Annotated in this window: 1 protein-coding gene (running past one end of the window); it reads left to right on the forward strand. The window is 69.6% G+C overall.

Annotated elements, in window-relative coordinates:
- A protein-coding gene (locus tag QM693_RS15445) for a non-ribosomal peptide synthase/polyketide synthase (RefSeq protein ID WP_283352790.1) crosses the window boundary here: on the forward strand, positions 1-16,992 show its 3' portion. It extends 12,549 nt beyond the left edge of the window; 16,992 of the gene's 29,541 nt are visible here — the last part of the coding sequence; the start codon falls outside the window, past its left edge; its stop codon occupies positions 16,990-16,992.
- Positions 16,993-17,098 lie beyond the last annotated feature (106 nt).

Consider the following 17,098-nt stretch of genomic DNA (forward strand, 5'->3'; position numbering starts at 1 on the left):
ATCGGTGTGCACGACAGTTTCTTCGACCTCGGCGGCAACTCGCTGTCCGTCACCCGGGTGACCGCGCGCATCACCGAGGCGACCGGAACCCGGTTGTCGGTTCGCGACGTGTTCGATGCGCCCACCGTGGCCGCACTGGCGTTGCGCATCGACTCCACCACGAGTGCGGTGCGCCCGGCCCTGACCGCAGTGACCCGGCCCGCACGCATCCCGCTGTCGCTCGCGCAGCAGCGCATGTGGTTCCTCAACCAGTTCGACGCCGACTCCCCGGCCTACAACCTGCCGTTCGCGGTGCGGCTGTCCGGCGCGATCGACACCGCGGCGTTGGCGGCGGCGTTCGACGACGTCGTCGAACGTCACGAGTCGCTGCGCACGGTGTTCCCGGACGGCGCGGGTGGCCCCGAGCAGATCGTGCTGCCCGCTCCCGACGTCTCCGTGACACTGCGGCCGGTCGACGTCACCGAGACCGACCTCCCCGGCCGAATGGTGGCGTTCGCGTCCCGCGGATTCGACGTCACCGCGGAGACACCGGTACGGGCCACGCTGTTCCGCACGGCGCCCACCGAGCATGTCCTGGCGATCTCGTTGCACCACATCGCGGCCGACGGCTGGTCTTTCGGACCACTGGGCCGCGACGTCATGGTTGCCTACGCGGCCCGTGCGCAGGGGCACGCCCCCCAGTGGGCTCCGCTCGAGGTCCAGTACGCCGACTTCAGCGTGTGGCAGCGGGAGGTGCTCGGCAGCGAGGACGACGCCGAATCCGTCATGACCACCCAACTCGGATACTGGACGCGAACACTCGACGGCGCGCCCGACGAACTGCGCCTGCCGTTCGACCGGCCGCGTCCGGCTCAGCCGACGTTCGCCGGGCAATCGGTGGGCTTCAGCATCGATCCCGAAACCCACCGCGGCATTCAGCGTCTGGCCCGGGAACACGGGGCCACCACATTCATGGTGGCCCACGCCGCGTTCGCGCTGCTCCTGGGCCGTCTGTCGGCCACCGACGACGTCGCGATCGGCACCCCGATCGCCGGACGCGGCGAACGCGCTCTCGACGACCTGGTCGGCATGTTCGTCAACACCCTCGTCCTGCGCACAGCGGTGCGCAGCGGAAACAGCTTCGTCGAGTTGCTGCACACGGTGCGCGACACCGACCTCGCAGCGTTCGCCCACGCGGACGTCCCGTTCGAGCGGCTGGTCGACGTGCTCGCCCCGGCGCGCACCCCGGCCCATCACCCGATCTACCAGGTTGCGCTGTCGATGAACCCGGGACAGGCGGACGAGTACGAACTGCCGGGATTGCGGATCGGCGTCGAAGACGTGGACCCGGGGGTCGCCAAGATCGATCTGCAGCTGACGTTGGGCGAGAATCTGGACGACAGCGGTGCGCCGTCCGGGATCCGTGCCGAAATCACCTACGCCACCGACCTGTTCGACGAGTCCACCGTCCGCGACTTCGCGTGGCGGCTGCAGCGGATTCTCGAGGCCGTGGTCTCCGACCCGGGCACCGCCGTCGGTGATCTCGACCTGCTCGACGACACCGAACGGGCAGCTCTCGTCCCGGCAGCGGGCAGGCCCGGATTCGCACCCGTCACCGTGCCGGATCTGCTGGCCGGCGCGGTGCGCAGCAACCCGGACGGTGACGCGCTCGTCGCCCCGACAGTGCTCGGTGCGTCCGCGGGCGCCACCCGCACGCTCACGTACCGGGAGTTGGACGCAGAATCGAACCGCCTGGCGCGACTGCTCGCCGACATGCAGGTCGGCCCGGAGGTTTCCGTGGCGTTGGCCTTGCCGCGGTCGGTCGAGTCCGTGTCGAGTGTGTGGGCGGTGGCGAAGGCGGGGGCGGCGTTCGTTCCGGTGGATCCGAGTTATCCGGCTGACCGGATCGCGTTCATGCTGGAGGATTGTGGTGCGCCGATCGGTGTGACGACGGCCGCGTTGCGGGATGGTCTGCCGGAGGGCACGCACTGGATCGTCCTCGACGACGACGCAGTGGTCGAGGGTCTGGCCTCGTACTCCTCGGAGCCCCTGGATGATTCGGACCGCACGGGTGTGTTGTCGGTGGATCATCCGGCGTATGTGATTTATACGTCGGGGTCGACGGGTCGGCCGAAGGGTGTGGCGGTCACGCATCGGGGTGTGGTGAATCTGGCGGCGGATGAGCGGGCTCGCCTCGGCGTGTCCGTGGGGTCGCGGGTGTTGCATTTCGCGTCGCCGAGTTTCGATGCGTCGGTGTTCGAGTTGGTGATGGCGGTGTGTGCGGGGGCGACGCTGGTGGTGGCGCCGACCACGATTTTCGGTGGCTCGGAGTTGGCGGAGTTCCTTGCCGAACACGGGGTGTCGCATGCGTTCTGTACGCCGGCGTCGTTGGCGTCGCTCGATCACCGTGGTCTGGACGGTCTGCGGACGGTGGTGGTGGCGGGTGATGTGTGTCCGCCGGAGTTGGTGGCGCGGTGGGCGCCGGGCCGGGTGATGGTCAATGCGTATGGTCCGAGTGAGACGACGATCATGTCGTCGGCGACCGGTCCGTTGGTGCCTGGGCAGCCGGTGAGTATCGGGTCGCCGACGGTGGGTGTCGACCTCGTCGTCCTCGACCACCGGTTGCGTCCGGTCCCGGCCGGGGTGCGCGGCGAACTCTACGTTCTCGGGTCCAGTTTGGCGCGCGGGTATGTGCATCGGGCGGGGTTGACGGCGGGGCGGTTCGTGGCGTGTCCGTTCGGTGCGGGTGGGCGGATGTATCGCACGGGTGATGTGGTGCGGTGGGTGGCCGCCCCGGACGGCACCTGGGTTTTGGAGTTTTTGGGGCGTAGTGATTTTCAGGTGAAGATTCGGGGGTTCCGGATCGAGTTGGGTGAGATCGATGCGGTGTTGGCGGCGCATCCGGTGGTGGAGTTCGCGCACACGGTCGGGTTCGACGACGGGGGTGGGAGTAGTCGGCTGGTGTCGTATGTGCTTTCGGCGCCTGGAACTGACGTCGAAACCCGGGCGCTCGCGGAGTTCGTGGGGGAGCGGTTGCCGGGGTATATGGTGCCGTCGGCGATCATGGTGTTGGAGTCGTTGCCGCTGACCCCGGCGGGGAAACTGGACCGCAACGCCCTCCCCACCCCCGTCTTCGCGCGCCGCAATGAGTTCACGGCGCCGCAGACCCCGGCCGAGCAGGCGATCGCCGCCGTCTTCGCCGACGTGGTGGGGGAGCCGTCGATCGGGCTGGACGACAACTTCTTCGACCTCGGCGGCAACTCGCTGTCCGCCACCCAGGTCGTCTCCCGGGTCGGTGCGGCGCTGGGAACACGCATCTCCGTCCGCACCCTGTTCGATAACCCCACCGTCCGCGAACTCGCGATCGCCGCGCTGTCCGAGACGACGATCGAGCGGCCGGCCCTCGTCGCCGGTGAGCGGCCCGCGACGATCCCGCTGTCGCCGGCACAGCAACGCATGTGGTTCCTCAACCAGTTCGACACCTCCTCGGCCGCGTACAACATCCCGCTCGCGCTGCGCATGTCCGGCAGGATCGATGTCGCGACCCTGCGTGCGGCGCTCGGCGACGTCCTCGAGCGGCACGAGGCGCTGCGCACCGTCTACCCGGCGACCGAGACCGGGGCGCATCAGGTGATCGTCCCGGTGGAGTCGATCTCCCTCGATCTGACGCCGTCACGCCTGTCCGGTGAAGACCTCAGCGGTGCGATCCTGCGGCACGCGTCCGCCGGGTTCGACGTCACCACCGACATCCCGCTGCGGGTTCACCTGTTCCGCGAGAGCCGCTCGGAGCACATCCTGCTGTTCGTCGTCCACCACATCTCGGCGGACGGCTGGTCGTTCATCCCCCTCGCCTCCGATGTCATGACGTCCTACGCGGCCCGGACCGCCGGTGACGCCCCGGCCTGGAACGCCTTGCCGGTGCAGTACGCGGACTACGCCGTGTGGCAGCGTCAACTGCTGGGCGACGAGCACGATCCGCAGTCGCTGGCCGCCGGCCAGATCGCCTACTGGAAGCGAACACTCGCGGGTCTGCCGGATCAGGTGGAACTACCCACCGACCGCCCCCGACCGCCCGCTCCGTCGAACCTCGGCGGCACGGTACGACTGGCCCTGGGCGGCGACAGCCACCTGCGACTGCTGGACGTGGCGCGCACCCACCACGCCAGCCTGTTCATGGTCGTCCACACCGCGCTCGCGGCGCTCCTGTCGCGGATCGGGGCCGGCCCGGACGTCGCCATCGGAACATCCGTCGCGGGTCGCGGGGAGCAGTCCCTCGACGGACTCGTCGGCATGTTCGTCAACACCCTGGTGCTGCGCACCGACGTGCAACCGGAATCGACGGGCGCCGAACTGCTCGAGCAGGTCCGGCGCGTCGACCTCGAGGCGTTCTCCCACGTCGACGTGCCGTTCGAGCAGCTGGTCGACGCGATCAACCCGACCCGTTCCACCGCGTTCCACCCGCTGTTCCAGGTGGCGCTCGCACTGCAGAACCTGCAGACCCCGACACTCGAACTGCCGGGACTGGAGGTGTCCGCACTCGAGATCGAATCGCCGATCGCCAAGTTCGATCTCAACTTCGTGCTCGGCGAACGCCACGACGAGGAAGGGAACCCGACCGGTCTCGATCTCGAACTCGGCTACGCCAAGGACCTCTTCGACGAGGACACCGCACTGCGGATCGGCGAGTCCTTCCTCCGGGTCCTCACCGGACTGACCCGCGATCCCCGAACCACGGTCGGCGACCTCGACCTGCTCGGCGACGAAGCCCGGCTGGGTCTGCTCGCCCTGTCACACGGCGCGACCCGGGACACGGCGCAGCGCACCCTCGTCGGTCTCCTCGACGACCAGGCACGGACCACACCGGACGCCCCCGCGGTGCTCTGGCGCGACACGGCACTGACCTACGCCGAGTTCGATGCTCGGGCGAACCGCCTCGCGCGCAGGCTCATCGGCGACGGCGTGGGACCCGACGTCGTCGTGGCGGTGGATATCCCGCGGTCGCTCGACCTGCTCGTCGCCGTCCACGCCGTGGTGAGGGCAGGCGGCACCTACACCCCACTCGAGCCCGGTCAACCGGCGCAGCGCAACAGCGACATCGTCGAACAGTCCGGCGCGTCCGCGGTGCTCACGAGCAGCGCGTTGCTCACACAAACCGGGACGACACGGTACGGGGTGCGGGCGATCGTCCCCGCAGACCCGGACCCGGCAGAGTTCGGTGGGGAGCCGATCCGCGACGACGAACGCGTCGCACCGCTGCGCCCGGACAACACGGCGTACGTCCTCTTCACGTCCGGTTCCACGGGACGACCCAAGGGGGTCGCCGTCTCCCATGCGGCGATCGCGGCGCAACTCGAGTGGCTGCGTGCGCAGTACGCGCTGAGCACCGCCGACACCATGCTGTTCAAGACCCCGGTGACGTTCGACGTGTCGGTGTGGGAGTGCTTCGCGCCGCTCGTCTCCGGCGCGCGGCTCGTCGTCGCCGAACCCGACGGGCACCGCGACCCCGAATACCTCTCGGGCGTCCTCCGCGCACACGGCGTCACCGTCGTGCACTTCGTGCCGGCGATGCTGGCGGCCGTGACGTCCGGCCCCGGGCTCGACGACCTGCCGGCGCTGCGGCACGTGCTGGTCGGTGGCGAAGCAGTGTCGCCGGAGACGATCGACGACTTCCGGGCGTCCCATCCCGCGGAAATCGACAACACGTACGGACCCACCGAGGCGGCGGTGACCACCACCTTCTTCGCGGCGCGGTCCGACAACTCCGACACCGTCCCGATCGGTCTGCCCGTCTGGAACACCAGCACCCTCGTCCTCGACGGCCGCCTGCGTCCGGTTCCGGTCGGTGTCGCGGGAGAGCTGTACCTCGGTGGAGTCCAGCTCGCCCGCGGATACCTGGGCCGCCCCGACCTCACCGCCGAACGGTTCGTCGCCGACCCCTTCTCCACGTCGGGCGCGCGCCTGTACCGCACCGGCGACCTCGTCCGCTGGAACGCGGACGGCCGGCTCGAGTACCTCGGGCGCACCGACTTCCAGGTGAAGGTCCGCGGATTCCGTATCGAACTCGGCGAAATCGTGTCGGCACTGCTTCGGCACGAAGACGTGGACCAGGCGATCGTCGTCCCGCATTCGGACCCGCACACCGGCGATCACCTCGTCGGGTACGTGGTGCCGCGGCGCGGAAGCACACTGGACCGGGACGCCGTCCTCGCCGAGGCGGCGGGCAGCCTGCCCTCCTACATGATTCCGTCGCTGCTGATCACGCTGGCGGAACTACCGCTGACACCGAACGGGAAGGTCGACCAGAACGCGTTGCCCGCGCCGGTGTTCACCGTGAAGGCGGAGTACACGGCGCCACGCACCGAGTCGGAACGCATCGTCGCCGGAATCTTCGCCGAACTCCTCGGCGTCCCCCGGGTCGGTGTCGACGACAACTTCTTCGAACTCGGCGGCAACTCCCTGTCCGCCACCAAGCTCAGCACCCGCATCGGGGTCGCGACGGAGACACGCGTCGCCATCCGCGACGTGTTCGACGCCCCCACCGTCGCGGCCCTGGCCCGGCGACTCGACGGGCACGGTCCGACCACGCCGATCGCACCCCTGACGGCGGCGGTCCGCCCCGACCGGATCCCCCTCTCACTCGCGCAGCAGCGGATGTGGTTTCTCAACCAGTTCGAAACGTCCTCGCCCGCATACAACCTCCCCGCCGCGGTCCGGCTCACCGGACCGCTGGACACGGCGGCGCTGGCCGCGGCGATCGACGATCTGATCACCCGGCACGAATCGCTGCGGACCGTCTTCCCCGATTCCCGGGGCGGACCGCACCAGGTGATCCTCGAACCCGGAGAGTTCACCCCCGACGCCGCACCGGTCCGCGTGGACGAGGCCGGGCTACGCGCGGATCTCGAGCAGTTCCTGCTGACCGGCTTCGACGTCTCCCAAGCCGTGCCACTGCGGGTGAAGGTGTACTCGCTCGGCGACACCGAGCACGTGCTCGCTCTCGTCGTCCATCACATCTCCGCCGACGGCGTGTCCATGGAACCGCTGATCCGGGACGTGATGATCGCCTACTCGAGCCGCGCGGCAGGCCGTGCGCCCACCTGGGCACCGCTGCCGGTGCAGTACGCCGACTACGCGCTGTGGCAGCGGGAGGTGCTCGGCGCCGAATCCGACCCGGGCAGCCTCGCCGCCGCCCAGCTCGAGTATTGGACCCGGACACTCGCCGGTGTCCCGGACCAGCTGTACCTGCCGGGCGACCGGGGCAGGCCGGCCGTTCCGTCGCATCGGGGTGCGGCAACGCGTTTCACCCTGGACGCCGACACACACCGGGCCCTGGCCGAGCTGGCACGCGCGAACGGCGCCAGCATCTTCATGGTCGCCCACGCCGCGCTCAGCGTCCTGCTGGGCCGGCTCAGCACCAGCTCCGACATCACCGTCGGCACGGCGATCGCCGGTCGCGGCCGGGTGGAACTCGACGACATCATCGGCATGTTCGTCAACACCCTCGTGTTGCGCACGACGCTGGACCCGGGGGCGTCGTTCGTGTCGCTGCTCGAACAGGCCCGGGATGTCGACCTCGAGGCGTTCGCCCACGCGGACCTGCCGTTCGAGCGGCTGGTGGAGGTACTCAGCCCGGTCCGCTCCACCTCGCACCACCCGCTGTTCCAGGTGGCGCTCGGCGTGCAGGCGGTCTCCGCCGACCGACTCGAACTGGACGGGCTGTCGGTGGAGCCGCTCACCCTCGACGCGAGCATCGCGAAGTTCGACCTGCACTTCACGCTCACCGAGCGCCTCGGCGACGCGTCCGAGGCCGCCGGCATCGACGCCGAACTGGTCTACGCGACAGACATTTTCGACGAGAGCACCGCCGCCGAGTACGCGACCCGGCTGCGGCGGATCTTCGAGGCGGTCGTCGCCGACCCGCAGCGGCCGATCGGTGACATTCCGGTCCTCGGCGACGAGGAATACGCGGCGCTCACCCCGGTGCGCGGCGCCGACCCGCGACCGGTGCAGATGCTGCCCGAGATCCTCGCCGACGCCGTCGCCGCGGCACCGGACGGACCCGCCGTCGTCTTCGACGAAGAGAGCCTCACGTACCGGGACCTCGACGAACGGTCGAATCAGCTTGCCCGGTTGCTCGTGGACAGGGGAGTGGGACCCGAAACCCGGGTCGCGCTGGCGCTGCCGCGGTCCGTCGAATCCGTGGTGGCCGTGTGGGCGGTGGCCAAGACCGGTGCCGCGTTCGTGCCCGTCGACCCCGGCTATCCCGCGGACCGCATTCTGCACATGGTGCAGGACTCCGGGGCGATGGTCGGGATCACCGTGTCCGCGAAACAGGATCTGCTCCCGGACTCGATCCGGTGGATGCTCCTCGACGACCCGGCGGTCGAGGTGCGCTGCACCCACGAATCCCGGTTGCCGCTCACCAACCGCGACCGCATGCGCCCGATCCTGTCCGACCAGGTGGCGTACGTCATCTACACGTCGGGGTCCACCGGCCGGCCCAAGGGAGTCGCGGTCACGCATCGCGGTTTGATGAATCTGGTGACCGACGAGCGTGAGCTCCTCGGGGTCACCTCCCGTTCGCGGACACTGCATTTCGCGTCCCCGAGTTTCGACGCCTCGGTGTTCGAGATGCTGATGGCACTCGGCGCGGGAGCCACGATGGTCATCGCCCCGCCCACGATCTACGGCGGATCGGAACTCGCGGAACTGCTCGCCGCGGAACACGTCACCCATGCGTTCTCCACTCCGGCGGCGCTGGCGTCGGTGGACCATCACGGGCTCGACGACCTCGCCGTGGTCGTGGTCGCCGGTGACGTGTGCCCACCGGAACTGGTCGCCCGCTGGGCGCCCGGGCGTCGCATGGTCAACGCGTACGGCCCCAGCGAGGCGACGATCATGTCGTCCATCACCGAACCCCTCCGCGCCGGCGAACCGGTCACCATCGGCGGCCCGAGCCGCGGAGTGCGGGCACTCGTGCTGGACGGCCGGCTGCGCCCCGTGCCGGTGGGTGTGCCGGGCGAACTGTACGTCGGAGGCCCGAGCCTCGCCCGCGGCTACCTCGGACGGCCGGGACTGACCGCCGAACGCTTCGTCGCCGACCCGTACGGCGAGCCCGGCGACCTGATGTACCGCACCGGCGACCTCGTCCGGTGGCGGGAGAACCGCGTCCTCGATTTCGTCGGCCGCACCGACCACCAGGTGAAGATCCGCGGATTCCGGATCGAACTCGGCGAGATCGATGCCGCGCTCACCGCACACCCGCAGATCGAGTACGCCACCACGATCGGGTACGAGCACCCGAACGGGGAGACCTCCCTCGTCGCGTACGTGCTGCCGTTCACCGGTGAAGACGTGGACCGGGTCGAGGTCGCGAACTTCGTCGGACGCACCCTGCCCGCCTACATGGTTCCCGCCTCCGTCACCCTCCTCGACGCCCTGCCGCTCACCCCGGCGGGCAAGCTCGACCGGGCCGCGCTGCCCGAGCCGATCTTCGCCGCCGCGGCCACGACATTCGAGGCACCGCGGAACCCGATGGAGGTGATCGTCGCCGGTATCTTCGCGGACATCCTCGCATTGCCGGAGATCGGCATCCACGACAGCTTCTTCGACCTCGGCGGCAACTCGCTGCTCGCCACCCAGGTGGTGTCGCGGATCAACGCGGCACTCGACGTCCACGTCGGGGTCCGTGAAGTGTTCGAGTCGCCGACCGTGGCCGCGCTCGCGGCACGTATCACCGAGACCACCGCCCACAGTGTGCGGCGCCCCGCGCTGACGGCGAAGCCCCGGCCCGAACACATTCCGCTGTCGCTCGCCCAGCAGCGGATGTGGTTCATCAACCAGTTCGACACCGCATCGCCCGCCTACAACCTGCCGGTCGCGCTCCGGCTGTCGGGCGAGGTGGACCTGCGTGCCATGCAGATCGCGATCGCCGATCTCGTCGGGCGGCACGAGGCGCTGCGCACCGTCTATCCCGACTCCGCCGACGGTCCGCACCAGGTGATCGTGCCCGCCGGGGACGCGGTGCCCGACCTGACACCGGTGACGGCGCACCCCGACGACGTCCTCGAGCGGGTGCTCGCACTCGTCACGACGGGCTTCGACGTGACCGCGGACGTGCCCCTGCGGGCCCGGATGTACCGCGTCGGCGCCGACGACTACGTGCTCGTGATGGTCGCCCACCACATCTCGGGTGACGGCTGGTCGCTCGCCCCGCTGGCCCGCGACGTCATGCTCGCCTACACCGCCCGCGCCGAGGGACACGTTCCCCGCTGGACGCCGCTGCCGGTGCAGTACGCCGACTACAGCCTGTGGCAGCGGGAACTCCTCGGCGACGAGGCCGATCCCGAATCTGTCGCCGCCGCTCAGATCGCCTACTGGACCCGCACACTGGAGGGTCTGCCGGACCGGCTGTCCCTGCCGACCGACCGTCCCCGTCCCGCGGTCGCGTCGCACCGGGGCGCGCACGTGCCGTTCACCATCGGCGCCGGCACCCACCGCGCCCTGCTGGCGCTCGCCCGCGGCCGGAACACGTCCCTGTTCATGGTGATGCACACCGCGCTCGCGGTGCTTCTCGCGCGACTGAGCAACGAATCCGACATCGCCGTCGGCGCACCCATCGCCGGCCGCGGTGAGGAATCCCTCGACGAACTCGTCGGGATGTTCGTGAACACCCTGGTGCTGCGCACCCCCGTGGACCTCGCGAGTTCGTTCGCCGACAGCCTCGCCGACGCGCGGTCTGTCGATCTGAATGCGTTCGCGCACTCCGACATTCCGTTCGAGCGCCTCGTCGACGTGCTGAACCCGGCCCGGTCCCGCGCGCACCACCCGCTGTTCCAGGTCGCGTTCTCGTTCCAGAACCTCGCCACCACCACGCTCGAGCTTCCCGGACTGCACGTCGAGGGACTCGACGTACCGAACACGATCTCCAACTTCGATCTGCACCTGACACTGTCGGAGAAGCACGACGCCGACGGATCCCCGGACGTGATCGAGGCCCAGTTCACCTACGCCACCGACCTCTTCGACGAATCCACCGTGCGGGCGTTCGCGGAACGCTTCACCCGCGTCCTCGAGTCGGTCGTACAGGATCCGGACGTGGCCGTCGGGGCCATCGACCTCCTCGACGGCCCCGAACGGCAGTCGGTCCTCGCCGACTTCAACGACAGCGGCGTCGATCTGCCGCCGACGACGCTCGCCGAACTGTTCTCCGCCCAGGTGTCGCGCACCCCCGACAAGGCCGCGGTGTTCTTCGAGGGCACCGAACTGACGTACGCAGAGTTCGACCGCCGTGTCGACGCCCTCGCCCACCGGCTGATCGCTCGCGGGGTGGGACCGGAATCCGTGGTGGGACTGGCGATGAACCGGTCGATCGAACTGCTGGTCGGGATGTACGCGGTGCTGCGAGCCGGCGGCGCGTACCTGCCGATCGATCTCACCCATCCGGCCGACCGACTCGCCTACGTGCTCGCGACCGCACGCCCGGCGTGCATCCTCACCACGTCCTCGGACGGGTTCGCCTCCGTGAACGTCCCGGTCATCGAGATCGACAGCATCGACCTCGCCGGCTCGCCCCGCGAACCGGTGACCGATGCGCATCGCCTCGCCCCGCTGCGGCCGGAGAACACGGCGTACCTGATCTTCACGTCCGGGTCCACCGGCCGCCCCAAGGGGGTCGCCGTGACTCACGCCGCCATCGCGAACCAACTCCGCTGGAAGCAGCATGAATACCCGCTCGACACCACCGACGCCGTCGTGCAGAAGACACCCGTCACGTTCGACCTGTCGGTGTGGGAACTGTTCTGGCCGCTGACCACGGGCGCCCGACTGGTCATCGCCCGCCCGGACGGTCACCGCGACCCGGCCTACTTGGCGGACCTGATGCGTCAGCAGTGCGTCACGACAGCACATTTCGTGCCGTCCCTGTTGGAGGCCTTCCTGGCGGATGCCGGGGAGCAGCCGGCCCTGCGGCGGGTGCTGTGCATCGGCGAGGCGCTGCCCGTCGACACCGCCGCCCGCTTCCGCCGCCGGTTCGGGACCGTCGCGCTGCACAACCTGTACGGGCCCACCGAGGCCGCCGTGTCCGTGACCGCCTGGACACACACCGCCGGCGACATCGACACCGTTCCCATCGGCGGACCCGAGTGGAACACGCAGGTGTTCGTGCTGGATGCCCGGCTGAACCCGGTCCCCGTCGGGGTGGCGGGTGAGCTGTACCTGGCCGGTGAGCAACTGGCCCGCGGCTACGTCGCTCGCGCGGATCTGACGGCCGAACGCTTCGTGGCCAACCCCTTCGGCGCATCCGGTTCGCGGCTCTACCGCACCGGCGACGTGGTCCGCTGGCGCGTCCGGGACAGCAGGGGTGTCCTCGAGTACCTCGAGCGCTCCGACTTCCAGGTGAAGGTTCGCGGGTTCCGCATCGAACTCGGCGAGATCGAGTCCGCCCTGGTGTCGAGCGCGGCGGTGGGGCAGGCCGTCGTCGTCGCCCACCAGCACCCGCACACCGGGACCGCCCTGATCGCGTACGTCGTCCCCGAGGACGGCGCCGCCGTCGACTCCGCCGCGGTTCTCGCCGCTGTCGGCGCGGCGGTGCCGAGCTACATGGTGCCCGCCGCCCTCGTCGTGCTCGCGCAACTACCCCTGACCTCGAACGGCAAACTCGACCGCAAGGCCCTTCCTGCGCCCGACTTCGCCTCGGCGACAGACGAGTATCGCGCTCCCGCGACGCCCACGGAGGAAGCGGTTGCCGCCGTGTTCGCCGACGTGCTCGGCGTCGACCAGGTCGGTGCCGCCGCGAACTTCTTCGACCTCGGTGGCAACTCCCTCGTCGCCACCCGGGTGGTCGCCCGGCTGTCCGAGCGGCTCGGGCGCCGCGTGGAGATTCGAACCCTGTTCGAGGCGCCCACCGTCGCCGCCCTGGCGGCACTACTGGATTCGATCGAGGCGACCGCACCCGCCCGCCCGGCGCTGACACCGGCGGTGCGCCCCGAACGGATTCCGCTGTCGTCGGCGCAACGCCGGATGTGGTTCCTCAACAGGTTCGACCCGAACTCCGCGGTGCACAACATTCCCGCGGCGGTTCGCCTGTCGGGCGCGCTGGACGTCGACGCACTGCAGCATGCGGTCGCCGACGTCGTCCGCAGGCACGAGTCGCTGCGGACGGTGTACCCGGACTCCGCGGACGGCCCGCACCAGGTGATCCTGCCCGTCGACCGGGTAGGGGGCGAGCTGTCCGTCGTCGCGACGGACGAGGCTGCGCTGCCCGCTCAGATCGCCGGCCTGGTGACCACCGGATTCGACGTCACCACGGAGGTTCCGGTGCGGGTGCGGATCTTCCGCATCTCTCCGACGGAACACGTTCTCGCCCTGGTGGTCCATCACATCTCCGGCGACGGCTGGTCGATGGCACCGATGGTGCGGGACGTGATGACGGCGTACGCGGCGCGGTCGGCGGACACCACGCCCGACTGGGCGCCGTTGCCGGTGCAGTACGCCGACTACGCGCTGTGGCAGCGGGCGCTTCTCGGCGACGAGGCCGATCCCGAATCGGTGTCGGCACGGCAACTCGCGTTCTGGACGCAGACCCTCGCGGGCGCACCGGATCAGCTGGACCTGCCCACCGACCGCCCGCGTCCCGCGGTCGCGTCGTACCGGGGCGGCACCGTCGACTTCGCCGTGCCGGCCGAACTGCACGGCACGCTCCTGGGTACGGCGCGGGACGCGAACGCGTCCCTGTTCATGCTCGTGCACTCGGCGCTCGCGGTGCTGCTGAGCCGACTCTCCGGCACCGGGGACATCGCCATCGGCACCCCCGTCGCGGGCCGAGGCGAACGCGAACTCGACGACCTGATCGGGATGTTCGTCAACACGCTGGTCCTGCGCCAGCAGGTCGACGGAGGCCGGACCTTCGCCGAACTGGTCGCCGACGTGCGCGAGACCGATCTCGCCGCCTTCTCCCACGCGGACGTCCCGTTCGAGCGCCTCGTGGAGGTCGTCAATCCGTCGCGGTCCACCGGGCGGCATCCCCTGTTCCAGGTGATGCTCACGTTCCAGAACCTCGACCAGGCGACACTTCAACTGGGTGACCTGTCGATGAGCGGCGTCGACTTCGACGTCGACATCGCCAAGTTCGACCTGCAGCTCACCCTGATGGAGCAGTTCGACTCGGCGGGAAGTCCGGACGGGATCGCGGCCCGCCTCACGTACGCCTCCGACCTGTTCGACGAGCCGTCCATGCACGTGTTCGGACAGCGGTTCCTGCAGATTCTGCGGGCGGCCGCCGACAGTCCGGACACCGCGGTCGGCGACATCGATGTCCTCGGCAGCGGCGAACGGAAGCAGATCGCCGGCACCAACGCGACATCACACGAGGTGCCCGCCGGGACCCTGGCGTCGCTGTTCGACACGAGGGTCGCGGCGGACCCCGACCGGATCGCGGTGATCTTCGACCGGGACGAGTTGACGTACGCCGACTTCGACGCCCGCGTGAACAGGCTGGCGCGCGGACTGATCGAGCAGGGCGTCGGCCCCGAGTCGGTGGTGGCGGTCGCGATGCGCCGGTCGATCGATCTGCTCGTCGCGATCTACGCCGTCGTGAAGGCCGGTGGCGCCTACCTGCCGGTGGATCCGGACCATCCGGCCGAGCGCACCGCGTATGTACTCGACACCGCACGGCCGGCATGTGTCCTGGTCAGCGGTGCCGGACTCCCCGGCGGCGGATCGGTCCCCGTCATCGACGTCGCGTCCGAGGATTTCTCCGGCTTCGACGACTCGCCCGTCACCGATGCGGACCGGCTGTGGCCGCTGTCCCCGGCGAACACGGCGTACGTGATCTTCACGTCCGGGTCGACGGGCCGGCCGAAGGGCGTCGCGGTCACCCACGGTGCGATCGTGAACCGCCTGCTGTGGATGCAGCACGAATACGCCCTGACCAGTGCGGACGTCGTTCTGCAGAAGACTCCGGTGACGTTCGACGTATCGGTGTGGGAGCTGTTCTGGCCGCTGCAGGTGGGAGCCTCCCTGGTGATCGCCGCGCCGGACGGACACCGCGATCCGCGGTATCTGACAGGGCTGATGCAGGAACGTCACGTGACGACCACCCATTTCGTGCCGTCGATGCTGTCGATGTTCACTGCCGAACCTGTTGCGGCGCAGCGTGATTCGTTGCGGTTGGTGTTCTGTTCGGGGGAGGCGTTGACGCCGGAGCAGGTGTCGCGGTTCCGGGCGGTCAGTGGTGCCGATCTGCACAACTTGTACGGGCCGACGGAGGCGGCGGTCGATGTCACGTACTGGGAGACCGGTGCGGCGGACACGGTGACGGTGCCGATCGGGCGTCCGGTGTGGAATACGCAGGTGCATGTGCTCGATGCCCGGTTGCATCCGGTGCCGAACGGGGTGGCGGGGGAGTTGTATCTGGCGGGGGTCCAGCTGGCGCGGGGGTATCTGAACCGGGCGGATCTGTCGGCGGATCGGTTCGTGGCGAATCCGTATGTGGCGGGTGGGCGGATGTATCGGACCGGGGATCTGGTGCGTCGCCGCACCGATGGTGCGCTGGAGTATCTGGGTCGGACGGATTTTCAGGTGAAGTTGCGCGGGCAGCGGATCGAGTTGGGGGAGATCGAAACCGCGCTCGAGACCCATCCGGACGTGTCGCAGGCGGTCGTGGTGGTGCACCGCGACGACCGCGGCGAGGAAGCGCTGGTGGCGTACTTGGTGGGCCGGCGCGCGGCCGATTGGTCCGACGTGCGTGCATACCTGTCGGCCCGCGTCCCGTCGTACATGATCCCGGCGCGCGTCGTGCACCTCGACACCCTGCCGCTGTCGGTGAACGGCAAACTCGACCGCAAGGCCCTGCCCGCACCGGCCGTCCGGTCGGCGGCCGACGAGTACCAGGCGCCGCGAACGGCGGCCGAGCGTGCTGTCGCGACGGTGTTCGCCGACGTGCTCGGCATCGACCGCGTGGGAGTGACGGACAGCTTCTTCGACCTCGGGGGCAACTCGCTGATCGCCACCCGGGTCGCATCCGCGCTCGGGTCCGAGCTGGGAATCGACTTCCCGCTGCAATGGATGTTCAGCGACCCCACCCCGCAGTCGCTGGGACAACGCATCCAGAAGTGGACGAACGACGGGGTGGACGGTGCCGGTGCGTCACTCGACGTGCTGCTCCCGATCCGCACGAGAGGGACGGCGGAGCCGCTGTTCTGTGTCCATCCGTTCATCGGGCTCGCCTGGAGCTATGCGGGGCTCGGCCGCGAGCTGACCCAGGACCGGCCGATCTACGGGCTGCAGTCGCCCGCGCTGACCGAGGACGAGCCGCACCTGGAGACGATCACCGACTTCGCGGCCCGCTACGTCCGGGAGATCCGTTCGGTCCAGCCGCACGGCCCGTACCACCTGGTGGGGTGGTCGCTGGGCGGGGTCATCGCTCACGAGATGGCCGTGCAGTTGCAGGACGCCGGTGAAGAGGTGCGTCTGCTGGGGCTCCTCGACAGCTATGTCGGGATCGACCGCAGCGTGGAGAATTCCGCGACCACCGCGGATCTTCTCGGCGGTGTCGGCCTGGACCTCCCGGACGACAGCGTGCTCGACGAACTCGCGCCGGACGGACAGTTCGACGCCGAGCGGGCGGCGGCACTGCTGCGGGTCGTCGGAGGGCCGCTGGCGGCGCTGACCGCTTCGGAACTCGAACGGATCTACGGCAATGCGCTGCGAGCCCCCGCACTGATCGACGCACACCGGCCGAGGGTGTTCGACGGCGATCTGGTGTTCTTCATCGCCGCCCTGGACGACGGTTTCCACGTGGACCCGGTGACCTGCTGGGGCCAGTTCGTGCGCGGGAGCATCGACGAGCATCCGGTGGACGCGACGCACTGGACGATGACGACGCCAGCTGCTCTCGCCGCGATCGCACCGCACCTCGAGCGTTCGCATCCTCGGCCGCGGCACGCCGCGCCCGACACCGGCAGGGACAGCGATCCCGACGACAGCGCGAACCGGCCGCACTCGGTGCGCTGACCGCATCACCGCCCGACAGACCGGAAGGTTTGGTTTGGGCGGTGATGGGGGAATACCACGAAATGTGAGTGGTTGTACGGAAAACGAGCGGTTGACCACCCCGAAT

This window comes from Rhodococcus sp. IEGM 1305, assembly GCF_030058635.1.
GTDB classification, from domain to species: Bacteria; Actinomycetota; Actinomycetes; order Mycobacteriales; family Mycobacteriaceae; genus Rhodococcus_F; species Rhodococcus_F opacus_D.